Origin of the sequence: Aedoeadaptatus ivorii, from assembly GCF_030815095.1 — a bacterium.
Taxonomy (GTDB): domain Bacteria; phylum Bacillota; class Clostridia; order Tissierellales; family Peptoniphilaceae; genus Aedoeadaptatus; species Aedoeadaptatus ivorii.
In genome coordinates this window covers 1-22,041 of record NZ_JAUSWF010000011.1, presented here as the reverse complement: position 1 = coordinate 22,041, position 22,041 = coordinate 1, and the positions used below count along the sequence as shown (strand labels likewise).

Here is a 22,041-nt window from a genome sequence, read left to right as displayed (position 1 = left end):
CTTTCTTATTCCTTCTGATATTCCTTTAGCTTGCGCGTAATCTCTTGGCCGGTCTTTCGATAGTACAAGTAAATTCCCGCCCAGAGGGCAAAGAAAATCACGATATTGATGATGAAAAACCCGATCAACGCAGATGCACCTTGCTGTACCGGCAGCCATCCCCCGTACAAGGCCGCGCCCGCCAACACCGTCGTCCCGATCGCGAGATGGATCAGCGTCTGTACGGGGAGCGAGAGCCGTTCGTCGTCGTAGACGATCGCCGGAAGCCCGAATCCCAAACCGATGAGAATCGACGCCAGCGTCCCTTTGCTGTAGGCGTAGTCGTGCATTTCCAAATGGCCGCCGGCGATCTGCTCGACAATGACATTGGCCAGGCAGAAGATGACCAGAGCGGCGCCGATGCCGATGGCGGCGTTGTACAATAATTTTTTCAACATATACTTCCTCCTTAGAGTCCCAGTCGCTTCTTAAACGCCGGCAGATAATGCCGGGAAATATACTCGCTTTCTCCGTTTTTCAGATAGAGCAGCATCATACCGCCCCAGGTGGCCTCCATCGATTCGCAGGCATTCAGATTGACCACGGCGGATTTCGAGATGCGCACAAAGTCCCTGCCCAGAGCGTCGTGGAGTTCGTACAACCGCCTGGGGGATTGCAGCGTGCGGTTTTTTGTGACAATCTGCGTCTTGCCGCCTTCGACCCGCAGCAGCAGGACATCCTCGGGCTCGACGAGATAGATCCTGTCGTCGCTCGTCGCGGAAAGCGGGCCACCTTCGTCGGTAAAAATCTTAAGAATGCGCTGCACCTCCTCGTCGATTGTCGCGGCATAAATCACCGCGTGGGGCGTTATACAATCGGGGTCGATCTTAATCTCGGCCTTCATCGTCTCTCTCCTTTCTTCTCTGCTTGCAGTATAGCACCCTTTTGGAGGGTTGTATCGTCGATTGCTGTAAGTGGTCCAAATGCGGGGGTGAAATGCAGGGGGAAGGGGATATGCGCATACGGGGATTTAAGAATTGAATGGATCTACCGAAGACACCACTCCTATTTGACGGGAATCAAAGCAGGGCAGGTGAAATGGGACTTGGTGGGAGAGCATGAAGAATCGATCTTGTGCTTCTTGCCGACGATGCAGACGGACATTTTTCTGCGATATAAAGATCAAATTCTAATTTTGGACGCCAAGTATTATGGAAGCGTTCTAAAAAAACGCTATAATGCACACAAGCTTCATTCTCAGAACCTGTATCAAATCTTTTCCTATGTAAAAAATCAAGATACAGAACAAACAGGGAATGTAGGCGGCCTTTTGCGTCGGCGAAGGGGGCCGCTTTCGCATGGGTCTTGTCCTTGCTCATGCGGTAGAGCATGGTAAAGAATTGGGCGCGGGTGGTGCCGGTCTCGGGCGAGAAGCGATTGTCGCCGATGCCGTTCATCATGCCGCGAGAAGCGATGTTTTGGATGGCTTGTTCGTAGGGCGTGCCTTTTATATCGATAAAGACGGGTGTTTTTACGATTCCTTTGGGAGGAATGGCGTTTTTGCGAAAAAGGCGACTTTATCGAAAGGCTTGTTGGCTTGAGATTGGGTGTGGTCGTCTTTGCAGGCGGGAGCCAGATGCCCGATGCCCACGGTCTTGCGGGCGGTTGCGGCCATGTGGGTTTTTCGGGGGTAACTGGGCTTTCGGGATCCTTGGGTTCTTCGGGCTTTGTATCCGTCACAAAGACCGTGTAGTAGACGGTATCTGCCGTAAGGGTACCGGAAAATGCCTTATCCCAGCCCTTAAAGCGATAGCCTTCTCGCGCCTCGATTTTTGGTGCCTGTTTGGCCAGTTGAGTAGCGTCGTAGGGATTGGGGAGAACCAGCGTGGAATTTACGCCGCCGGCCTCGTTCTTTACAAATGTTCCCTTGTCCTTGTCGCCGTTTTTGATGACGAATTGCACTTTTAATTCGTCGAGCGGTTTCGGTGCCGGATTTTTCGTAAAGGACCAGCTGCCGACGAATTGAATGCTCTTGCCTTCGACGTATTGTACGGCGGGGTTCCAACCCTCAAATTTCCACTGAGCGTAAAGCTGCCCGGCTTAGAGGAATCAAAGTTTTCGGTATCCCATATTACAGGGACTTCCATCATTTACCCAGCTCAGTACACTTTTCTCAGAACTTCCGAACTTATAGACGACGCGGTTTTCATATACCACGGAATAGTTTCTGCCGGCCATCCATTCTAGCCTGTACAGGGTTACATAGCCGTTCTGGACAGTATAGGCATAGAAATTTCCCCAGTGATCTTTTGAGAGACCGAGCTTCAGAGTGATGGGGTCCGTCACTAGCTTTCCGTTTTGTGTAACGGCAAGCTTCAAGACGTCGCGCTTTTTCTTGGTAGAATGTATGAACGTACCCAAAGGTTCTTTGTTCGCTTCCCTATTTGCTCGACTTCTGCTTTTGTTGTTGTGGGCAATCTGCCTTCATTATCGCCGACATAAAGCGTCAAATCGTTAGCTTTTGTAGCGTGAATTCGGTACGCAGTCTGTTCAACTGTGTATGTATTTTCGGAAAGGGCCGAGCTCTTATAGAAGTCGGAGAACGTGCCATTAGCATAGGCTGATTCGGTACCGAAACATAAAATCGCACACATGGTAAATGCGAGTAATAGAGATGCGTGTTGTCTTGCTTGCATGAATGCCTCCCATCTAAACAAAATAAAAATTTATATATCGTACAATCATATAATATTGAATAGACTGATAAATGGGAAGGAGAATACCGAATAACTATCTTGAGTTTTACGGTGAGATATTATATTAAATAGATAATTTCTATTCTAAAGTTGAAGTGTTTTGAATGGTCTTAGGTTTTTGTACTAGCGGCCGGTATTATAATGCGGAGCGAGGAAATTATTCTGAGTCGAAAGATCTCTTTCGCTAGATAGAGTCCGCAAAGAAGCCGGTGCCGAACCGCACGAATAGGATTTTATCGTCAATATGTCACGCAATAGCCCACTGGAGATCGTTCATGACCTAACAGAAATCTTTGATTTCGTCGTAGGTCAGATGTCGCGCAGTCCAAATCTTTGATTTGGCTAACGAAAGCGGCCCGACTCCGCTCAGGATGACAGGGGCGGGGAGTATGGTGCGCCCGACTTCGCTTCGGATGACAGGGCCTTGTTCTGCACATTTGCTCTTTATTGTCATCTTGAGCAAGGGGCGAAGCCCCGCGTCGAAAGATCTCTTTCCCTACATAGAGTCTGCATAGAAGCCGGTGCCGAACCGCACGACGTCTCTTTCTGTTTGGGGGAAGAATACACGCAATAGCCCACTGGAGATCCTTCGACTCCGCTTCGCTCCGCTCAGGATGACATGGATGGGGAGTATGGTGCGGCCCGACTCCGTTCAGGCTGACAGGGGTGGGGGTGCAATAGCCTTTGGAGCGGCGCGACTCCGCTTCACTCCGCTCAGACTGACAGGGGCGGGGAGTATGGTACGCCCGACCTCGCTTAGGATAATAAGGGTGGGGGCAATAGCCTAAAGAGCGATTGGCTTCCCATCCAAAGATCTCCCTTCCGGCAAAGTATTGACAGAACCAAACTGTTATACTACAATTAAAACAGTTATAACACAGGAGGGCCTACGCTGAATATTCACATACGAAATACCGACAACGAGCCGATTTATCTGCAAATCGCCCGTCAGATTCGCGCGCAGATTGTATCCGGCGTTTTGCAGGAAGGGGAACAGTTGCCTTCGATCCGCGTGCTCGCCAAGGAGCTTAAGATCAGTATGCTTACGGCGAAGCGGGCGTATGACGAGCTGGAAGCGGAAGGGTTCGTGAATTCGGTACAGGGAAAGGGAAATTTTGTCGCGCCGCAGAATCGCGAATTTCTGCGGGAGGCGTATTTGAAGAAGATGGAAGCATTGTTGCAGGAGGCATCGGATCTCGCGGCTATGGCGGGGGTCGATGACGAGGCGTTGTTGCGTATGCTGTCGAATATGTTGGAGGGAAGGTATGAATAAATCGGCGATTGCGCTCTACGAAGTGGTGAAGCAGTTGGGAGAATTTCGCCTGGGACCCATTGATTTTTCGGTGCCGCAGGGGTCGGTGGTCGGCTTTATCGGCCAAAACGGAGCGGGTAAGTCGACGACAATGAAGCTGATTTTGGGTTTGTTGCGCGCCGATTCGGGCACGATTACCGTATCGGATGCTCCCATCGGCACGACGCAGTATAAGGATTCTATCGGGGTGGTGTTCGACGATCTCTTTTTGCCGGAGGAGATGGACGCGAAGGCCGTAGAGGCGTTTGCGGCGCGGGTGTATTCCCATTGGTCGAAGGAGCGGTTTTTTTCGTATATCCGGCGCTTCGACATTCCCGAGACGCGCATTCTGAAGCAGTATTCCCGGGGGATGAAGATGAAGCTGTCGATCGCGATGGCACTTTCGCACGAGCCGAAGCTATTGCTTTTGGATGAGGCGACGAGTGGGCTGGATCCCATTGTGCGGGAAGAGATTCTCGACATTCTTCGGGATTATATGGCAGATGGCGAGCGGACAATTTTGATTTCATCGCATATTCTTTCGGATTTGGAAAAGATCGCGGATTATATCGCCTTTATTCACAAGGGGCAGTTGCTGTTTATGGAACCGAAGTACAGGCTGGAAGAAGAATACGGCATCTTAAGGATTTCGAAGGAAGAGGCCGAGGAACTGGATCCGGCAGCGGTGATCGGAAGGCGCGACAATGCGTTTGGCGAGGAGATATTGGTTCGCCGCGACCGCATCCCCGCCGGGATGGCGGTGGAGAGGCCGTCGATCGAGGAGATTATGATCTTTTTTGTGAAGGGAGCAGAAGTATGCGGGCGTTGATTATTAAGGATTTGGCGACGATGAAAAAGAGCCTTGTGCTGGTGACGGTGCTCGCCGTGGCGATCGGCTATGTGGGCATTTCGCAGGAGTCGCTGTTGATGGTGGCGGGGTTGAGTGTGATGATCCCCATTATTTTGAGTTCGATCTCCTTCGGCTACGATGCGCGCTCGAATTTTCAGCAGCTCGCCTTTTCGATGCCGATTTCGCGTCGCGAATATGTGTTGAGCAAGTTCTTTTTTGCCTTTGTCTTCGGGCTGGCGGGGGCGATCGCGATTTTCTGCGCCCGCATCGCCGGGGGCGAGGGTTCGGTGGCGACGGCGCTGATTCTTTCCCTCGCGGTGCTCTTTATAACGCTATTGGTGCTCGCCGTGCAGCTTCCCTTTATTTTGCGATATGGTGCGGAGAAAGGGCGGCTGATTTTGGTTGTGACGTATTTTGTGATCTTCGGTGCCGTGCGGGTACTCAGGGATTTTCCCGGTCTCTTGCCGAATCGCTTGTTCGGCGGCGTGTCGCTCGTAACGGCGGGGGTGGTGTTTCTGCTCGCAAGTGCCCTCGCTACATATGCGCTGTATCGCGTGTCGGTGAAGGTGATGGAAGAGAAGGAGATATAATCTATCACAAGGCGACGCGTATCCTTTTAGACACAAAAACGGCTCCGTTTTGCCGCGGAGCCGTTTTTGTGTTCTTATTCTTCGTCTTCGTCCTCCTCGAGATCCAGCAGTTTGATCTCCACCCGGGCGATGCGCTTGTCGGTAACGCCGAGGGTGGTGAGTTGAATGCTGTTGTCGTAGAGGACGGTATATTTTTTGGTGTCGCCGGCTTCGGGAATAAAGCCCAGTCGCTCGATGGTAAGGCCCGAGATGGTCTCGTGGTTTTCGCTCTCGAGTTCCAGGTCGAGGAAGTCGTTGATGTCGTCGATGTCGGTCATGCCGTCGGCGACATAGGTGTGTTCGTCGAGCTTTAAGATGGGAAGAATGTCGTCGTCGTATTCGTCTTCGATTTCGCCGACGATTTCTTCGACGATGTCTTCGATGGTGACCATGCCCGCCAGGCCGCCGTATTCGTCGATGAGGATGGCGAGGTAGTTTTTGGTGGTCTGAAGTTCCTGCAGCAGGGTGTCGATGTTTTTGGTTTCGGGCACGAAGTAGGGTTTTTTCATGACCTTATCGATGTCGATGGAGCGATAGTTCGCCTTGGCGTATTCTACAAAGAGGTCTTTGATGTAGATGGTGCCGACGATGTTGTCGGGATTTTCTCGATAGACGGGTGCGCGGGAATAGCCGGAGCGCAACATTTCTTGAATTTTATCGGTGTCGAATTCGTCGTAGTCGAGCATATATAGGCCCGTGCGGGGGGTCATGATCTCGTAGGCGAGTTTGTCGTCAAAGGCCATAATATTGACCATCATGACTTCGCCGCTTTCGTTGATGACGCCGTGTTGCTGTCCCACCTTGAGATAGCTTTTGATTTCTTCTTCGCTGATGTTTTTTTCCACATCGGTGGAATATTTTCCCATCATTTTCAGAATGCCGGTGGTGGTGAGGCCGGTGAGTGCCACAAAGGGAGAGACCAAGGTATAAAAGCCCGAAATAAATTTAACGCGCTTTAAGGCGATGCGCTCGGCGTCTTGGAGCGCCAACCGCTTGGGAACGAGCTCGCCCAAGACGAGGGTAATGTAGGAAAGCAGGATCAGGACCAGCACAAAGGCGATGGTATGGCCGTAGGGCACGCCCGCACGCGCTAGCGCCGCGCCGGGATAGGCGGCGAGGTCTTTGGAGGCGATGGCGGCGGCAAAAAAGCCCGCAAGGGTGATGGCCACTTGTATGGTCGACAAAAAACGCGTTTGATCGCGCGTGATCTCCAAAAGCAATTTGGCGCGGCGATTGCCGTCCTCGGCGAGTTCTTTGATGCGCTGGGGATTGGCGGAAACGACGGCCATTTCGGTGGCGGTAAAGAATCCGTTGATCCAGGTGAGCGCGGCGATGATCAAAAGTTGGGGCAGTATCTGCGGGCCCGGGTCCATGTGTGCATTCCTCCTTTGTTCTTAATTTTCATTATACCCCGTATCGTCTTCTGTGCCTACGTTTTGCGGCGTTTCTATCCCATTTTCCTTCTGGTATACTGAACGTATGGAAAACGCATAGAAAGGATGATCCAATGATAGCCAAAGATGTAATGGAATTTATAGATCGCAGTCCCACCTCGTATCATGTGGTGGATAACATCCGCATGATGGCGGCGGGTTTTGTAGAATTAGACCCGGCGGAAGCGTGGCAGCTCGAAAAGGGCGGTCGCTATTTTCTCGTCAACGACGACGGTGCGGTGGTGCTGTTTCGCATGGGGAGCGACGATCCCGAGACGATGCTCTTTCGGATTGCCACCAGCCATTCGGACAGCCCGGGCTTTCGCCTGTTGCCCGGCGGCATAGAAGACGGGGACGACCACGTGCGTTTGGACGTGGAAGTGTACGGATCGCCGATTTTTTCCGCCTGGATGGACCGGCCATTGTCGATCGCGGGGCGGGTGCTGGTCCACGACGGCGACGCGGTACGGAGTCGCTTGGTGGATTTTCATGCGCCGGTGGTGACGATCCCCAATCTTGCGTTGCACTTAAACGGCGAGGTGAACAAAGGGCACGTCTATAAAATAGGAAAAGATCTCGTGCCCATCGGGAGCGCCGCCTGGAAGGACGGCGGATTTTTGCGCGCTCTGGCAGAACTCGCCGATGCGCGCCCCGAAGATGTGCTCGACTACGACCTGTACCTCTACCCCTACGAAGCGTCGTCTGTGATCGGGGCGGAAGAAGAGTGGATTCAGGCGCCGCGCCTCGACAATCTCGCCACCGCCTATACCGCCGTGCGGGCGCTGTTCGATGCCGATGCACCGGCAGATACCACCGCGGTGGTGCTGATTACCGACAACGAAGAGATCGGGAGCACCACCAAAAGCGGCGGCGACAGTACCTTTTTTGCCAATACGCTCCGCCGCATCGCGAGAGGCGCCGGGGAAGAGGGTTTTTACCGCGCGCTGGCACGCAGCTTTATCCTATCGGCCGATATGACCCACGCCTCGCACCCCAACTATCCCGAGCGGGGCAACAAGAGCTGTGCGCCGGTACTGGGCGGGGGCGTCACGGTAAAGGTGGCCGCCAGCCGCAGCTACGCCACCCAGGGCATGAGTGCGGCGCGATTCAAGTATTTGATGCGCACCCTGGGTCTTACGGTGCAGGATTTTGCCAATCCCCACGGCCAACGGGGCGGCACGACCATCGGTCCTTTGGGGCTCCGCCATTTGGATATCCTCTCTGCCGATGTGGGGATTCCGCTTTGGTCTATGCATTCGGTGCGCGAAACCGTCGCCGCAAAGGATGTGGACGATATGTACCGCGCTTTCGTGGGGTACTTCCGGTTTTAGGAACCGTTCAGAATGCCGCCGAGAGGCGGTTTTTTTGATGGAACGGTTCCGAATGCGAAAAAATACGACGCGGTTTTTTGTCGCATTTCCGAAAGATTTTATACTGATAGCCGCCGCAATTTGCAGATTATAAAATATATGGGTGTTTTTACGCCGATATTTCACAAATTTCCCTTATCTTCTATATTTTTCCCCAAAATTGGTATAGGTTATAGTGTGAATAGGAGGAAATTCTTTTGAAAAAAATAATGATCATCGCCCTGGCCTATGTGGGTGTACTTACCGGTGCCGGACTTGCATCGGGTCAGGAGCTGTTGCAATATTTTACCGCATTCGGCAAAAAGGGCTTGATCGGCGTCCTCCTGGCAGGGGTATTACACGCCCTGGTAGGCGGTGCGATCCTGCAGCTGGGTTCGTATTTTCGCGCCGACGACCATCAGCAGGTCTTAGATGAGATCGCGCCCTCCGGTCTGGCGAAGTTTCTCGACATCGGGCTGGTGATTACCTGTTTTGTGGTCGGCTTTGTCATGATCGCCGGCGCCGGCAGCAACCTGCACCAGCAATACGGGCTCGCCCCGTGGATCGGTTCCGCCATTTGCGTGGCGCTCACCATCGTGATCGGCATGATGGACTTTAAGAAGGTGGCGCAGGCGATCGGCGCCTTTACGCCGGTGATCGTCGCCTTTATCGCGGTCGCCGCGATCTATACGCTGTGGGGATTCGACGGCGATTGGGATGCGCTGGACGCGGTGGCCCGCACCATTCCCACCAATCTCCCCAACTGGCAGCTCTCGATGGTGAACTACTTCACCATGTGCATGATCACCGGCACCAGTATGGCGCTGGTGCTCGGCGGGAGCGTAATGTATCCGAAGAAGGCGAAGCGAAGCGGGCTGATCGGCGGCGGCATCGTCGGCGTGATTACGGCACTATTGGGCTTTACGTTATTCGTAAAGGTCGATGCGGTAAAGGATGCGGATCTGCCGCTTCAGCTTTTGGTATCGGAGATCCACCCGGCATTCGGGGTGATTATGTCCGTGGTGATCTACGGCATGATCTTTAATACCTGCATCAGCCTGTTTTATGCCCTCGCCTCCCGCTTTAGCGGCGGCGACGACAAGCGCTTTAAGTGGCTGCTCGTGGGCATCACTTTGGTGGGCTATGCCGTCAGTTTTCTCGGCTTTAAGCGCCTGATCTCGATTATGTATCCGATCCTCGGCTATATGGGTATGGTGCTGATCGCCACTTTGATCTATGGCTGGGCAAAGAGAAAGCGCGCCATTCTCCGCGAAGACAAAAAACGACACGCCATCACACAGATTTTGGCGCGCAAACATACCGACACAAAGAAATTTACCCCGAGGGACCAAGAGCGGCTCGAAGCCATGGCAGAAGATGCCCATGTGGATCTGGAAGATATCGATGCATTTGTCAAAGAGGTGGTCGAGTTCGGGGAAGCCTATTGAGAAAGTGCCTGCGGGCACTTTTTTGCTTTTTTTGAAGATTTCGGACCGATTCGGTGTAAGTATAGTATAGAGAGGAGTGGGAGAATGAAAAACAGACGGAGGGGACTTTGGGCCTTCGGCCTCGCCGCATTGGCAATTCCCCAAGTGGCGCGCTGGGTGCGCAAGGAGGGCTCGGTCAAAGCGATGCTCGACTGGCAAAAAGAGGGCATGTTCGATGCGGTGCAGATCCTCTACGAAGACGAGGCGCGCATCGACGGCATCTATTATTCGGTGGTGGACCGGCTGCCGCTGTCCTTTTCCATTCTAAAGGCAGAGCGTCCCGAGGGACTTTTGCAGGTGGTACACGGGGCACAGGAGCACAAAGGCTATTACGAGGATTTTGCGCAAAAAATGGCGGAGGCGGGCTTTACCACCCTGCTTTCGGACAACCGGGGGCACGGCGATTCGGTGTCTACGGCGCATCCGCGGGGCTTTATCTCTTCCATAGACGATATCGTCATCGACCAATACGCCCTGGCGGTATATTTTAAGCGGCGCTTCCCCGGGCTTTCTCTCGCCATGTTCGGCCATTCGTTCGGTTCTTTGATCGTACGAAACTTTATCATGCGCCACGATGACATACTCGACAAACTGATAATGACCGGCGTGGTGGCCTATCCCCCTTCGGCGCACTTCGGTCTCTTTGTGGGCAATGTGGAAGGCTTTTATACCGACGAGCAAAAGCGCGGCTTTTTTATCCGCATGATGGACCACAAGACCAAGGCGGCGCTCCATACCGTAAGCAACAACGCCGATTTTCTGCGCGCTTTCAAAGAAGATCCGTTGGTAATCGAAAACTACACCAATGGCGGCGCCATGGCGATTTGGGAGGCGGCGGCGCGGCTCAAGGACTACGGCCGGTATTTGGTCAAAAACCCAAATCTCGAAGTCCTCGCCCTAAACGGCACTCGCGACCCGTTGACCGCAGGCGCCAAGGGACTCGCGGATACGGCGAAGACATTTTACCGCTTGGGGTATCATAATTACGAGAACATCGTCTACCCCGCGATGTGCCACGACTTGCTGCACGAATCGGCGAGTCGGTATATTTTTGAAGACATGCAGGAATTTTTACAACGATAACAGGAGGCATACTATGGCAGTACTGGAACTTACCCTCGTGCCCATCGGCACCCAAACGACATCTTGCAGCGGCTATGTGGCAAAGGCATACGACGCGGTCAAAGACGACGAGAAGATCGACATCCGCCTAAATCCCATGGGGACCGTGCTCGAAGGCGAGATCGACGATCTGTTCGCCGCCGTACGCAAAATGCAGGAAGCGGTTTTTACCGCCGGCGCTCACCGGGTGTATTCGGTGGTAAAAATCGACGATAGGCGCGACAAAAAAGCGAATCTCGACCAAAAGGTCAATTCCGTAATGGAGAAACTCATCTAGGTCCGTAAACGGAGATTCTTTGTGTTAAAATATCCCCATGGAAGGGATGAGTTATGGATAAAAAACAATCGTTAAAAAAACCGCTGAACGAACATTCCAAGATCGATAAGGCCATCGCGGTCTTAAGCGGAAAGGGCGGGGTCGGCAAGTCCATGTTTACGGGCCTGTTGTCCTCGGAAATGCGCCGCCGGGGCCATTCTGTGGGCGTGCTCGATGCCGACATTTTGGGGCCTTCAATCCCCAAAATCTTTGGCACGGACGAGACGGTCTTTCAGACGGAAAAGGGGATTCGCCCCATCAAGACCTCTTCGGGCCTGGAGCTGATGAGCGTCAACTTGATCCTCGAAAGCCCCACCGATCCCGTGCTGTGGCGCGCGCCGGTGGTGGGCAATATGCCGACCACCTTTTGGAGCGACGTATATTGGGGTGAGAAGGACTATCTCTTTGTGGACATGCCGCCGGGCACCGGCGATGTGGCGCTCACCGTGTTTCAGACCATGGACATCGACGGCATCGTCATCGTTACCTCTCCCCAGGATCTGGTGTCGATGATCGTGGAAAAGGCGCTGAATATGGCGAAGATGATGGGTATTCCCGTGGTGGGGATCGTCGAGAATATGAGCTATTTTGTAGCGCCCGACACCGGCGTTCGATACGATATCTTCGGCAAGAGCAAAACCGAGGCGATCGCAAAAGAGCGGGGCATTCCCTTTTTGGGGGCGCTTCCCATCGATCCTAAACTCGCCGAAGCGGCGGATGGAGGCTCTATCGAATATTACCAAAACGACGCCCTACAAGCCGTGGGCGATGCGCTGGAAGCCTTCGAAAAGAGACAAAAATAGAGAAAACGCCCGCGGGGGCGTTTTTTTATGACGAGTTTTAACAATGGCAAAAATATGTCTAAATCGGCGGTTTTTTGCCCCTTTCGACGCATTCGGACGGCCGGTGCGGTTTTTTCCCACGCGGTTTCGGTATATACTATAAATAGAAACAGTACAATCGAACAGGAGGAAAAAAGATGGATAGGGATGTAATCATCGCCTTGGACTTTTCTTCCCGCGACGAAGCGGCGCGTTTTCTCGCCCCCTTTGCCGATGCGGAACAAAAGCCCTATGTAAAGGTGGGAATGGAATTGTTTTATGCCGCCGGGGCGGATTTTGTGCGGGATCTGAAGACGAAGGGATATAAAGTCTTTCTCGACCTGAAACTCCACGACATCCCCAACACCGTCGCGGGGGCGGTGGCCTCTCTTGCGGCGCTTTCTGCAGATATGCTGACCCTGCACGCATCGGGCGGGCGCGAAATGATTCGCCGCGCCCGAGAAGCGGCGGATGCGTGGGACCGGGCGCCGATCCTATTGGGCGTCACCGTCCTCACCTCCTTCGACGACGCGTCCCGAAGCGAGGTGCTCTTGGGCGAAGGCCATACCGCCGAAGAAGCGGTCCTCGCCCTGGCCGATGTGGCGCTCGATGCGGGCTGTGGGGGCATCGTGTCCTCGGCCATGGAGGGAAAGGTGCTCCGGGAAAAGCTCGGCACAGATTTTCCCCTCGTGTGCCCGGGCATTCGGCCCGCGGGTACAGAGGTCGGCGATCAAAAGCGAGTTGTCACCCCGGCGGATGCCCGCGATCTCGGCGTAGACTATATCGTCGTCGGACGACCCATTACCCGGGCAGAGGACCCCTTGGCCGCGTATCGCGCGATTTGTGAAGAATTTTTAGGAGGAAATCGGTGAAAGAAGTATGTGAGATCTTATTGGACATCGGGGCGGTAAGCCTTTCGCCCCAGGCGCCCTTTACCTGGGCGAGCGGCATCAAAAGCCCCATCTACTGCGACAACCGCCTTATCCTCTCGTATCCCGAGGAGCGCGAAGTGGTCGAAAAGGCGCTGGCGGAGACCGTGCAGATGCAGTTTCCCGGCGCCGAGGGCATTTTGGGAACCGCCACAGCGGGCATTCCCCACGCCTCTTATATTTCATGGATCCTTCACTTGCCGGCGGGCTTTATTCGCTCCAAGGCCAAGGATCACGGCAAGAACAAGCGCATTGAAGGGGCGTTCCGCCGCGGACAAAAGGTCGTGATCGTCGAAGACCTGTTTTCCACCGGCGGCAGCTCCATCGACGCCGCCAAAGCGGCAGAAGAAGAGGGGCTCGAAGTAATGGGCATCCTCGCCATCTTCAGCTATGATCTGAAGGCGGCAGAGGAAAACTTCCGCGCGGCGGGCTTTCGCCACGTGGCCCTCGCGAACTTTCCCGAACTCGCCCTGGTGGCGCGCGAACGGGGCGATCTCACCGCAGAAGACATCGAAAAACTGGAGAAATGGAGAATGAACCCCCGCGACGAAGGGTGGTTCCGATAGGAGGTCCCATGAACTGGCCCGGATTGTTACAACGCAAAATGCCCGGGGCGTCCCGGGTGGTGTCCGATCCCGATCGCCTAAAGAAATTGGCGAAGGACGGGTTTTCCATCGTAAAGGGAAAAAAGAAATTTTCCGAAGTGCAAAACGAGATCACGACCCTGATCACCATGGTCACCGATTCCGTGCGGGGCAGCTACAAGGGCTTGGGCAAAAAGAACCTGCTGATGATCGTGGCGGGGTTGATCTACTTGGTCAATCCCCTGGATATCGTACCGGATTTTATCTTCGGCATCGGTTTTGCCGACGACTTGAGCGTGTTGGTGTATATCATTTCCAAACTCAGCGAGGAAATGGCGAAATATAGATTTTGGAAGAAAGGGGAGGTCGAGACCGAAGAAGCGCCCGATTTGGAGGGCTATACGGTCATCGAAGATGAAAAATAACAGGAGGAACCCATGAAAAAGACAGCGACTTTGTTGGCAGCACTCCTTTTGGCGACGAGCGCGGCCGCATCGTACGAAAGCGTCGCCTACGCCTCCGCCGTCGAGGCGCGCGTCGATAAGGGCGTCGTCGCCGTACACCACGGCAGGGTCGCCGAGGACGGCAGCGTGCGCGGCATATTTATCGACAAAATTCTCTCCGGCGCCCGGACCGTCACCGGCATCGCCGCCGTAGAAAAAGATATCGTCGTAAAAGACGAAAAGGGCGTCGTGCTCGGGCAGGGCAAAAGCGACGAAAACGGCAGATTTTCCGTCGCCCTCAGCCGCAGAATTCAAAGGGGCGAAAAAATCGTCGTAGAGGATGCCTCCCAAGGCGCGGCGGAAGAAGTCGCGGTCGCCGTCGCTTCCGAGGGGCGCGCCGCCTATGTACGGGGTAAGAATAACCGTATGCGCCCGGACGACGGCGTATCCCGCGCCGAGGTGGCCATGATGCTCGCACGGTTGCGCGCGGGGCGTATGGACATTTACGGCAAGAAAAAGACCGGCTACAAAGACGCCTCCAACGCGTGGTTTACCACCGCCGTCGACGATATGAGTCGAATCGGCGTCTTAAAGGGCTACCCGGACAACAGCTTCCGGCCCCACCGCAACATGAGTCGGGGCGAATTCGCCGCCGTGCTTTCGCGCATGGCGCCCGTATCCGATCGCGATACGCACCCCTTTACCGACGCCGCCCGCCACTGGTCGAGCAAGTCCGTGGGACGCGCCTACAACGCCGGCTACTTACAGGGCTATCCCGACGGGCGCTTTCAGCCCGAGAAGAAAATCACCCGCGCCGAAGCCGTCGCCATACTCAACCGCGCAGCGCATCGCAATACCGCCGCCGCGAGCTTTCGCGACACGCGGGATATGCACAAACTCACCGGCTTTATCGACGTGCGCCCCGATCACTGGGCGTACTTCCACATCCTCGATGCGGCAAACGACCACCGCATTCGCGAGAAGAGCGATGCCAAGGACGTCGATCAATGGATTCGCGTGGAGTGATCGAGAAGAACCCGAAAGGGTTCTTTTTTATTGTGGGGATTGGTATTTGGTATCTTGAGCGGGGGAGGGGCGTGCACTCCGGCAACAGCTTCTTTGCGGGCTTTAGGTTGGGGAGAGATTCTTCGACTCGGAACGAGTTCCTCGCTCAGAATGACAAAGGGGCGTGACAAGAACCTATCATCCTGAGCGGAGCGCAGCGAAGTCGGGCCGCTGCGTTAGCCAAATCAAAGATATGGACTGCGCGGCATCTGACCTACGACGAAATCGAAGATTTCTGTTAGGTCATGAACAATCTCCGTCGGCTATTGCGGGTCGACAGGTTACACGGTACCCACTTCGGGTCTTATTGCCCGAAAGAGAAGGTACATCGTGCGGTTCGGCAATGGCTTTGTTGTGTACTCTGTATAGGGAAAGAGATCTTTCGACGCGGGGCTTCGCCCCTTGCTCAAGATGACAATAGGGGGCGGGTCGCGAAAAATCACTTGTCATCCTGAACGAAGTCGGGCCGCTCCGTAGGCTATTGCATCCCCACCCCTGTCATCCTGAGCGACGCCGAAGGCGGAGTCGAATGGATCTCTGTCGGCTATTGCGGGTCGACAGGTTACACGGTATTTATTGCGTGATGCATTACCTGAAGCAGGAGAAAGGGGTAGTCGTGCGTTTCAGCCCCGGCTTCTATGCGGGCTTTAGGTAGGGAAAGAGATTCTTCGACTCGGAACTAAAGTTCCTCGCTCAGAATGACAAAGAGGGAGGATCGTGTGTGGCGGCAGAGGTCATTGCGTTTAATATCCTTGTCATCCTGAGCGACGCCGAAGGCGGAGTCGAATGGATCTCCGTCGGCTATTGCGGGTTGAAGGATTGTACGGTACCTATTGCGTGATGTATTACCTGAAACAGGAGGAGGGGGAGGCTCGTGCGCTCCTGCAATGGCTTTGTTGTGTACCCCGTGTAAAGAGAGAGATCTTTCGACGCGGGGCTTCGCCCCTTGCTCAAGATGACAATAGGGGGTGTGGTCGACGGGTTGCGCGGTCTCTACGGTGTGTTCTATTGCTCAAAATAAAGGAGGGTCGTGCGTTTCGGCACCGGCTTCCTTGCGGGCTTTAGGTAGGGAGAGAGATTCTTCGACTCGGAACGAGTTCCTCGCTCAGAAGGACAATGGGGGAGGGTCGTTCGTTTCGCACCGGCTCCCTCTTCTCCACAAAAAAACCGCCCCTTGGGGCGGTCCTCTTTCCACTATTCCTTTGAAAGGTCGGTCTGTTTCTTTTTGGTCTGTCCGTCGCCGGTCTTGGCATCGGTCTTAGTCGAGTTCGCCTTGGTCCCGGTTTTGGTCGCGGTGCTGTCTTTTGTCGCAGCGGTCTTTTTGTTATCCGTATCGTTCGAGGTTTTCTTTGTATCGTTCGTAGTCGTCGTCTTTTTCGTATCGTTTGTCGTGGTCGCGGACGGTTTCGTATCGGTTTTGGTATCCTTTTTATCGGTCTTTTCGTCGTCGCTTAGGCGATCGTCGACTTCGGCGTACTTTTTTTCCATATAGCGAAGCAAGGCGTCGTCGCTTCCGTCGACGCGGTAGAATCCGTTGGTGGCGTGGGTGGGCGCCACGGTGCCGTCGGCTTCATCGCGGTAGAAGATGATGTATTCTCGGTTGGGGGTAAGTCCCTTGGGGGCGGGAAGTTCAACGGTGCTCAGGGCGCCTTTGTAGTTTTTCACGAACTCGAGCCCCACCTCTCCGTTGGCGGCGGTGGAAAGTTCCACCAGGGCGATATAGTCGCTGGCGTCTTCCAATGCGGCGTAGCGGGTTTTTTCGTCTTCGCTTTCAAAGAGCTCTTTTTCCTTTTTTTCCCGATCGCCTTCGGGGTCGTAGTCCGCATTTTCGTCGGCGGTGTCTTTGTCTTCTTCGCCATTCGTCGTATTTTTTTCGCCGGCGGCATCCCGCTCGGCGGCGAGGGCCTCTTCGCGCTGTGCCTCTGCATCGGCGGTGTCTTTGGCACCGTTGCCGCAGCCGAATAGGAAGAGGCAGGCCGCCAAGAGGGGTACGAGTTTTCTGAATTTCATGCTAAACCTCCGTCAGTGCCCGGTGGGCGTTTCGCAAGTCTTCGATTATACTCAGGTGCTGGGGACATATGGATTCGCAGCGGCCGCAGGCGACGCAGGCGCTTTGGTCGGTGCCGGCGGCGGTGAGCTTTGTATAGCTCGCTTTGTTCTTGAGTTCGCCGTAGGTATATAGGTTGTTGTAGAGCTTAAAGATTTTGGGGATTTCTACGCCGGCGGGGCAGGGCAGGCAGTATTCGCAGGCGGTACAGCCCACGGCGGTGCGGGCGTCCAAAATCTGCTTTGCCATGCGGTAGCTTTCGGTTTCTTCGCTCGAAAGACAGCCCGGCGTCGCCTCCGAGGCGGTGGCGATATTGTCCTTTACCTGCTCCATGGTACTCATGCCGCTCAAGACCACCGAAACTTCGGGGCGGTTGAACAAAAAGCGCAGGGCGTGGGAGGCCATGGTGCGCTCGTCGGAAAAGAGCGCCCGCACGTCGTTCGGCGGATAGGCGAGTTTGCCGCCCTTGACCGGCTCCATAATCACGACCGAGATGCCGCGCTCGCCGGCGGTCGAAAGGCCCGTCAGGCCCGCTTGGTGGTAGATGTCCATGTAGTTCAGCTGGATCTGGCAAAAATCCCAATCCCGATAGGAGAGGATTTCTTCGAATACGCTGTATTCGTCGTGGAAGGAAAATCCCAGATTGCCGATCAGCCCCTCGGACAGAGCGCGTTCCATATCGGAAAAGGCATCGAGGGCGAGGAGGGTCTCCCATCGTTCTTTATCCAGTGCGTGGAGCAGATAAAAATCCAGGCGATCGGTCTGAAGCCGCGCGAGTTGCGATTTCAGCAGGCGGTAAAAGTCACCCTTTTCCTTTGCCTTCCATACGGGACATTTGGAGACGAGAAAGATCTCGTCGCGCCGCCCGTTTTTGCGAAAGTATTCGCCCAAAAAGATCTCCGATTGTTCTCCGTGGTAGGGATATGCGGTATCTATGTAGTTGACGCCGTGGTCGATGGCGTAATCCAACATCTCTGTGGTGAGCGCTTCGTCGATGCGGCTGTTGTCGCCGTCTACGACGGGAAATCGCATACATCCGAAGCCCAGTTGCGAGACCCGATGCTCGTCGGGGGTAAAACTTCTGTATAACATAGATGACCTCCTTTTCATGATTATACCATAGGGACAGAGGGCGGACTGTGGGAAAACGGAGAAAAAACTTGCGAGATAGTGATATAATATCCCTATGAAACTACCGGCTGATATAAAATATATATGGAACCGCTTTGCCCAAGCGGGCGCAGAAGTGTATGTGGTGGGCGGCGCGGTGCGGGACTCACTTATGGGTAGAGTCCCCCACGACTACGACCTCACCACGGCAGCGCTTCCCAACGAGATCGTGGAAATGTTTGCCGATCACACCACCTTTCGCGCCGGCGCAGCCTATGGCACCGTGGGCGTCGCGATGGATTCGGGGGTGGTGGAAATCACCACCTTTCGGGTGGACGGCACCTACGGCGATAGCCGCAGGCCCGATTCGGTGCGCTTTACCCGCTCTTTGGAAGAGGACCTGGCGCGGCGCGATTTCACCGTAAACGCCATGGCATACAGCCCGGAGCGGGGCATTGTGGATCCCTTCGGCGGACGTGACGCCATTCGAAGACGCGCGATCGAGACGGTGGGGGATGCGGAGCTGCGCTTTCGAGAAGATGCATTGCGCATACTTCGAGCGCTGCGCTTTCGGGGACAACTGGGTTTCGATTTGACGGAATCGGTACGAACGGCCATCCGCCGAGAGCGGGACCGCCTCAGCGCCCTTTCCGGCGAGAGAATCGCCGATGAAATGGGTAAAATACTAGCAATCGAGCGGCCGTCCACGGTGTTTTACGAAATGGAAGCCCTGGGCGTGCTAGCGGTGCTTTTTCCCGAACTCGTGCCCACCGTAGGCTACGACCAAAGGAGTCCCTACCACGACAAGACGCTGTTCGACCATATTTTGTGTGTGGTGGATCACACACCGCCCAAGCTCCCCGTCCGCTATGCGGCGCTCTTTCACGATGTGAAAAAGCCCGACACATTGAGCATAGACGAAGACGGCAAAGGCCACTTTTTCGGCCACGACACCTTGGGCGCCGAGACGGCGGCCGAGATCCTTCGGCGCTACAAGGCGTCAAAGCGCCTGGTGCACGAGGTTTCGGCGCTGATCCGCGAGCATATGAAGGTGCACGATGTGATGACCGACCGGGCGCTCCGGCGGCAGATTCGGCGGGTGGGCGAAGAGTATATTTTAGACCTATACGATCTGATGGCGGCGGATATGGCTTGTACCTACGGCGCCAGAGATATTTCCTTTATAATAGAACGCAAGGCGCGCATACGCGCGTTGATGGAAGAAGGCGTGCCCAAGCGATGCGATCTCGCCGTAGACGGCAACGATTTGATCGAAATCGGCATCGCGCCCGGCCCCCTTATGGGGAAAATCCTCGGGGAAATGGAAGCGCGCTTTATCGACAATCCGGAGGAGAACGACAAGGCGCATTGGCTCGCCTATGCCGAGCGGCGCTACGACGAGCTCCGAGGAGACGACAGGAGGAACAGATGAAACTTTTCGGAACCGACGGAATACGCGGCGTGGCCAACGAGGACCTTACGCCCGAACTCGCCATGCGCACCGGCGCCGTCCTGGGCGATCGGATTGCAAAGAACAGCGCGGAGCGTGGCTTTGTGCTCTTGGGGCGAGACACGAGAAAGTCCGGGGAGATGCTCGCCTCCGCCGTCGCGGCGGGTATTATGTCCGCCGGCGTGGACGTGGTGGACCTTTCGGTCATCCCCACCCCGGGCGTGGCGTATTTGGTGCGCAAATACGGCGCCCGGGCGGGCATCGTCATCTCCGCCTCCCACAATCCCTATCCCTATAACGGCATCAAAATCTTTGCCGATACCGGCTACAAACTGCCCGATGCCGTAGAAGAGGAGATCGAAGCCCATATCGTCGACGATCACTTTCAACCCCGCCGCGCGGTGGGGGCGGCGGTGGGGACCTACCGCCGGGAATTTATCGGCGCGGGCGACTACGAGGCCTATCTGAAAAGCCTTATCGGCGGCGACCTGAAGGGCTTAAAAATCGCCATCGATCCCGGAAACGGCGCGCTCTATGCCATGGCGCCACGGGTGCTCACCGAACTCGGCGCCGAGGTGATCGCCATCTCCACCGCACCGGACGGCGAAAACATCAACGCCGAATGCGGCTCCACCGCGCCGGAAAAGATCCAACTACTGGTCAAACAAACCGGCGCCCATATCGGATTTTCCTTCGACGGCGACGCCGACCGCATCATCGCCGTCGACGAGACCGGCGCCATCGTAGACGGCGACCACATCCTCGCCATCTGCGCCGCCCAACTCAAGGAAAAGGGCGAACTCGACGGCAACACCGTCGTCGGCACCGTGATGACCAATATCGGACTGGATCGCTACTTGAAGGAACAGGGCATCGACCTCATCAAGACCAAAGTCGGCGACCGCTACGTATTGGAAGCCATGCGCGATGCGGGCTATGTACTCGGCGGCGAGCAGTCGGGGCATATTATCTTCAGCCGCTACAACACCACCGGCGACGGCCTCGCTACGGGCCTGCACCTATTGGACGTCCTAAAGGAGCGGGGCGTTCCCATGAGCGCGCTGAACGGCCTGATGACATCCTATCCCCAGGTCCTCGTCAACGCCACGGTGGACAAACACAAAAAAGAAGCCTATAAAGAACATCCCGGCATACAAAAGCGCATTCGCGAAATCGAAGCCCGCTTTCAAGACGAAGGACGCGTCGTCATCCGCCCCTCCGGCACCGAACCCTTGGTGCGGGTGATGATCGAAGGCGAGGACCAAGCGGTGTTGGACCGGGAAGCCCGGGCCCTGGCCGCGTACATCGAAAAGGAGTTGCAATGACAAAGATCAGAATCATCGCGGATACCTCCGCGGACTTTACCCGAGAAGAAGCGGAAGCCATAGATCTTATCTTCGTGCCCTTTACCATCGAAGTGGGGGGAAAGACCTATGTGGACGATTACGACGTAGACATCGACGCCATGTATAAAGATATGGCGGCGTCGAAAGATCCCATCCGCACCGCCTGCCCCTCGCCCTACCATTACGAGACGGCACTGGAAGAAGCGGATGCCGACGCGGTGTTCGTCGTCACCATCTCCTCGAAACTTTCCGGCAGCTACAACGCCGCCTATACCGCCGTGGAGCGCTATAAGCGCGAACACCCCGATCGCAAAGTCGCCTTGATCGACTCCGAATCCGCCTCCGCCGGCACCGCCAATGTGGTGGATCGGATCGCATCGGGCATCGAAAAGGGTGCGGACTTCGACGAAATCTTGCGCGATGTCGAACGCTATGTCGACGAGCAGACCACCTTCTTTATCCTCGAGACCATGGACCAACTCGTGAAAAACGGCCGCGTCCGCAAACTCACCGGACGCGCCATGAACGCCTTAAATGTAAAGCCCATCATGCGTTCCAACGACGGCGACATCGAACTGCACCAGGTCAACCGGGGCTTCAAAAAGAGCCTGGCGCGCTTGGGCGAGCACATCGTAAAAATGGCAAAGGAGAAGAGCTACGAGCTCATCACCATCTCCCATTCCGAGGCGGAAGAGAAGGCGAAAGAGCTCAAAGACATCATCGCCAAAGAGATCTTCGATGTCACCATCCGCATCGTACACACCAAGGCATTGGCAAGCGGTTACGCCGACTTCGGGGGCATCGTCGTCGCCCTATAGAAATCTTGCATTTTCCCAAAATTTGGGGTAACATACACGTATATACTCTGCGAAAATTAGGAGGACAATTATGGCAAAAGGAAAATTTGAAAGAACGAAACCGCACGTAAACGTCGGCACCATCGGTCACGTCGACCACGGCAAGACCACCCTGACCGCAGCGATCACCTACGTTCTCAACAAGAGATTCGGCAGCGGTGAATTCGTAGACTACGA

Annotated in this window: 24 protein-coding genes and 2 pseudogenes; 17 read left to right on the top strand and 9 right to left on the bottom strand. The window is 55.1% G+C overall.

Annotated elements, in window-relative coordinates; translation table 11 throughout:
* Positions 1 to 5: 5 nt before the first annotated feature.
* The 3 genes from QO008_RS07845 to QO008_RS07835 form a co-directional block, all read right to left on the bottom strand.
* Positions 6 to 437: a DUF3021 domain-containing protein gene (locus tag QO008_RS07845; protein ID WP_307385532.1), complete on the bottom strand. Its 432-nt coding sequence runs from the start codon at positions 435 to 437 to the stop codon at positions 6 to 8.
* A gap of 11 nt (positions 438 to 448) precedes the next feature.
* Complete coding sequence (locus QO008_RS07840; RefSeq protein WP_307385530.1) at positions 449 to 883, bottom strand: LytTR family DNA-binding domain-containing protein; 435 nt, start codon at positions 881 to 883, stop codon at positions 449 to 451.
* Between the two features lie 175 nt (positions 884 to 1,058).
* Positions 1,059 to 1,490 carry an S-layer homology domain-containing protein gene (locus QO008_RS07835; RefSeq protein ID WP_307385554.1) on the bottom strand — a complete coding sequence of 144 codons (432 nt, stop codon included), beginning with the start codon at positions 1,488 to 1,490 and terminating at the stop codon, positions 1,059 to 1,061.
* An 86-nt stretch (positions 1,491 to 1,576) separates the two neighbouring features.
* Here QO008_RS07835 and QO008_RS07830 point away from each other — a divergent pair, with 86 nt between their 5' ends.
* Positions 1,577 to 1,732: a hypothetical protein gene (locus tag QO008_RS07830; RefSeq protein ID WP_307385529.1), complete on the top strand. Its 156-nt coding sequence runs from the start codon at positions 1,577 to 1,579 to the stop codon at positions 1,730 to 1,732.
* A gap of 257 nt (positions 1,733 to 1,989) precedes the next feature.
* Here the strand turns inward: QO008_RS07830 and QO008_RS08065 are convergent.
* From QO008_RS08065 to QO008_RS07825, 3 genes and pseudogenes are all read right to left on the bottom strand, one after another.
* A pseudogene (locus tag QO008_RS08065) lies at positions 1,990 to 2,049 on the bottom strand (hypothetical protein); the annotation flags it as partial.
* Between the two features lie 8 nt (positions 2,050 to 2,057).
* Positions 2,058 to 2,126 (bottom strand): annotated as a pseudogene (locus QO008_RS08060) (hypothetical protein); the annotation flags it as partial.
* Positions 2,127 to 2,354: 228 nt separating this feature from the next.
* Entirely contained in the window at positions 2,355 to 2,675 is a 321-nt protein-coding gene (locus QO008_RS07825; RefSeq protein WP_126464712.1) for a hypothetical protein, read from the bottom strand.
* A 952-nt stretch (positions 2,676 to 3,627) separates the two neighbouring features.
* Between QO008_RS07825 and QO008_RS07820 the strand changes: the two genes are divergently transcribed.
* The 3 genes from QO008_RS07820 to QO008_RS07810 are packed head-to-tail and all read left to right on the top strand — an operon-like array spanning position 3,628 to position 5,466.
* Positions 3,628 to 4,008, top strand: coding sequence for a GntR family transcriptional regulator (locus QO008_RS07820; RefSeq protein WP_126464713.1), 381 nt, complete (start codon positions 3,628 to 3,630; stop codon positions 4,006 to 4,008).
* Complete coding sequence (locus QO008_RS07815; RefSeq protein ID WP_307385527.1) at positions 4,001 to 4,855, top strand: ABC transporter ATP-binding protein; 855 nt, start codon at positions 4,001 to 4,003, stop codon at positions 4,853 to 4,855. Before QO008_RS07820 ends, QO008_RS07815 begins: the two co-directional genes overlap by 8 nt.
* Positions 4,843 to 5,466 carry an ABC-2 transporter permease gene (locus QO008_RS07810; RefSeq protein ID WP_126464715.1) on the top strand — a complete coding sequence of 208 codons (624 nt, stop codon included), beginning with the start codon at positions 4,843 to 4,845 and terminating at the stop codon, positions 5,464 to 5,466. Before QO008_RS07815 ends, QO008_RS07810 begins: the two co-directional genes overlap by 13 nt.
* 74 nt (positions 5,467 to 5,540) lie before the next feature.
* Here QO008_RS07810 and QO008_RS07805 read toward each other — a convergent pair whose 3' ends face one another.
* Complete coding sequence (locus tag QO008_RS07805) at positions 5,541 to 6,878, bottom strand: hemolysin family protein (protein WP_307385523.1); 1,338 nt, start codon at positions 6,876 to 6,878, stop codon at positions 5,541 to 5,543.
* 134 nt (positions 6,879 to 7,012) lie between these two features.
* On the opposite strand from QO008_RS07805, the gene QO008_RS07800 reads away from it, so the two are divergent.
* The 9 genes from QO008_RS07800 to QO008_RS07760 all read left to right on the top strand — a co-directional run bounded on the left by QO008_RS07800 (position 7,013) and on the right by QO008_RS07760 (position 15,015).
* Positions 7,013 to 8,269: a M18 family aminopeptidase gene (locus QO008_RS07800; protein WP_307385521.1), complete on the top strand. Its 1,257-nt coding sequence runs from the start codon at positions 7,013 to 7,015 to the stop codon at positions 8,267 to 8,269.
* Between the two features lie 236 nt (positions 8,270 to 8,505).
* Positions 8,506 to 9,735: a YkvI family membrane protein gene (locus QO008_RS07795; RefSeq protein ID WP_307385519.1), complete on the top strand. Its 1,230-nt coding sequence runs from the start codon at positions 8,506 to 8,508 to the stop codon at positions 9,733 to 9,735.
* 84 nt (positions 9,736 to 9,819) lie between these two features.
* Complete coding sequence (locus QO008_RS07790; protein WP_307385517.1) at positions 9,820 to 10,857, top strand: alpha/beta fold hydrolase; 1,038 nt, start codon at positions 9,820 to 9,822, stop codon at positions 10,855 to 10,857.
* A gap of 13 nt (positions 10,858 to 10,870) precedes the next feature.
* Positions 10,871 to 11,173, top strand: a complete 303-nt coding sequence (locus QO008_RS07785; protein ID WP_126464719.1) for an MTH1187 family thiamine-binding protein — start codon at positions 10,871 to 10,873, stop codon at positions 11,171 to 11,173.
* A 53-nt stretch (positions 11,174 to 11,226) separates the two neighbouring features.
* Complete coding sequence (locus QO008_RS07780; protein ID WP_307385515.1) at positions 11,227 to 12,015, top strand: Mrp/NBP35 family ATP-binding protein; 789 nt, start codon at positions 11,227 to 11,229, stop codon at positions 12,013 to 12,015.
* A gap of 176 nt (positions 12,016 to 12,191) precedes the next feature.
* Entirely contained in the window at positions 12,192 to 12,905 is a 714-nt protein-coding gene (gene pyrF, locus QO008_RS07775; protein WP_307385514.1) for an orotidine-5'-phosphate decarboxylase, read from the top strand.
* Complete coding sequence (pyrE, locus tag QO008_RS07770) at positions 12,902 to 13,528, top strand: orotate phosphoribosyltransferase (protein ID WP_126464722.1); 627 nt, start codon at positions 12,902 to 12,904, stop codon at positions 13,526 to 13,528. Before pyrF ends, pyrE begins: the two co-directional genes overlap by 4 nt.
* 8 nt (positions 13,529 to 13,536) lie before the next feature.
* A complete protein-coding gene (locus QO008_RS07765) occupies positions 13,537 to 13,971 on the top strand; it encodes a YkvA family protein (protein WP_307385511.1) in 435 nt (144 codons plus the stop codon).
* 12 nt (positions 13,972 to 13,983) lie between these two features.
* Positions 13,984 to 15,015, top strand: coding sequence for an S-layer homology domain-containing protein (locus tag QO008_RS07760; protein ID WP_307385509.1), 1,032 nt, complete (start codon positions 13,984 to 13,986; stop codon positions 15,013 to 15,015).
* Positions 15,016 to 16,248: 1,233 nt separating this feature from the next.
* On the opposite strand, the gene QO008_RS07755 is transcribed toward QO008_RS07760, so the two are convergent.
* A complete protein-coding gene (locus QO008_RS07755; RefSeq protein ID WP_126464724.1) occupies positions 16,249 to 17,064 on the bottom strand; it encodes a hypothetical protein in 816 nt (271 codons plus the stop codon).
* Between the two features lies 1 nt (position 17,065).
* Positions 17,066 to 18,193, bottom strand: coding sequence for an aldo/keto reductase (locus tag QO008_RS07750; RefSeq protein WP_307385507.1), 1,128 nt, complete (start codon positions 18,191 to 18,193; stop codon positions 17,066 to 17,068).
* A 94-nt stretch (positions 18,194 to 18,287) separates the two neighbouring features.
* Between QO008_RS07750 and QO008_RS07745 the strand changes: the two genes are divergently transcribed.
* The 4 genes from QO008_RS07745 to QO008_RS07730 form a co-directional block, all read left to right on the top strand.
* Complete coding sequence (locus QO008_RS07745; protein ID WP_126464726.1) at positions 18,288 to 19,643, top strand: CCA tRNA nucleotidyltransferase; 1,356 nt, start codon at positions 18,288 to 18,290, stop codon at positions 19,641 to 19,643.
* The gene (gene glmM / locus QO008_RS07740; protein WP_307385504.1) at positions 19,640 to 20,986 is read left to right on the top strand and encodes a phosphoglucosamine mutase; all 1,347 of its coding nucleotides are present in this window, start codon (positions 19,640 to 19,642) and stop codon (positions 20,984 to 20,986) included. The genes QO008_RS07745 and glmM overlap by 4 nt, the downstream gene beginning before the upstream one ends.
* The gene (locus tag QO008_RS07735) at positions 20,983 to 21,825 is read left to right on the top strand and encodes a DegV family protein (RefSeq protein ID WP_307385502.1); all 843 of its coding nucleotides are present in this window, start codon (positions 20,983 to 20,985) and stop codon (positions 21,823 to 21,825) included. Before glmM ends, QO008_RS07735 begins: the two co-directional genes overlap by 4 nt.
* A gap of 70 nt (positions 21,826 to 21,895) precedes the next feature.
* Positions 21,896 to 22,041: GTP-binding protein (locus tag QO008_RS07730; protein WP_307385551.1), on the top strand; the 146-nt coding region annotated here is incomplete at its 3' end.

Coding starts and splice junctions, on each gene's coding strand:
- QO008_RS07845 (WP_307385532.1), bottom strand. CDS start 437: ATGTTGAAAAAATTATTGTACAACGCCGCCATCGGCATCGGCGCCGCT.
- QO008_RS07840 (WP_307385530.1), bottom strand. CDS start 883: ATGAAGGCCGAGATTAAGATCGACCCCGATTGTATAACGCCCCACGCG.
- QO008_RS07825 (WP_126464712.1), bottom strand. CDS start 2,675: ATGCAAGCAAGACAACACGCATCTCTATTACTCGCATTTACCATGTGT.
- QO008_RS07815 (WP_307385527.1), top strand. CDS start 4,001: ATGAATAAATCGGCGATTGCGCTCTACGAAGTGGTGAAGCAGTTGGGA.
- QO008_RS07810 (WP_126464715.1), top strand. CDS start 4,843: ATGCGGGCGTTGATTATTAAGGATTTGGCGACGATGAAAAAGAGCCTT.
- QO008_RS07805 (WP_307385523.1), bottom strand. CDS start 6,878: ATGGACCCGGGCCCGCAGATACTGCCCCAACTTTTGATCATCGCCGCG.
- QO008_RS07800 (WP_307385521.1), top strand. CDS start 7,013: ATGATAGCCAAAGATGTAATGGAATTTATAGATCGCAGTCCCACCTCG.
- QO008_RS07790 (WP_307385517.1), top strand. CDS start 9,820: ATGAAAAACAGACGGAGGGGACTTTGGGCCTTCGGCCTCGCCGCATTG.
- QO008_RS07785 (WP_126464719.1), top strand. CDS start 10,871: ATGGCAGTACTGGAACTTACCCTCGTGCCCATCGGCACCCAAACGACA.
- QO008_RS07780 (WP_307385515.1), top strand. CDS start 11,227: ATGGATAAAAAACAATCGTTAAAAAAACCGCTGAACGAACATTCCAAG.
- pyrF (WP_307385514.1), top strand. CDS start 12,192: ATGGATAGGGATGTAATCATCGCCTTGGACTTTTCTTCCCGCGACGAA.
- QO008_RS07765 (WP_307385511.1), top strand. CDS start 13,537: ATGAACTGGCCCGGATTGTTACAACGCAAAATGCCCGGGGCGTCCCGG.
- QO008_RS07760 (WP_307385509.1), top strand. CDS start 13,984: ATGAAAAAGACAGCGACTTTGTTGGCAGCACTCCTTTTGGCGACGAGC.
- QO008_RS07755 (WP_126464724.1), bottom strand. CDS start 17,064: ATGAAATTCAGAAAACTCGTACCCCTCTTGGCGGCCTGCCTCTTCCTA.
- QO008_RS07750 (WP_307385507.1), bottom strand. CDS start 18,193: ATGTTATACAGAAGTTTTACCCCCGACGAGCATCGGGTCTCGCAACTG.
- QO008_RS07745 (WP_126464726.1), top strand. CDS start 18,288: ATGAAACTACCGGCTGATATAAAATATATATGGAACCGCTTTGCCCAA.
- glmM (WP_307385504.1), top strand. CDS start 19,640: ATGAAACTTTTCGGAACCGACGGAATACGCGGCGTGGCCAACGAGGAC.
- QO008_RS07735 (WP_307385502.1), top strand. CDS start 20,983: ATGACAAAGATCAGAATCATCGCGGATACCTCCGCGGACTTTACCCGA.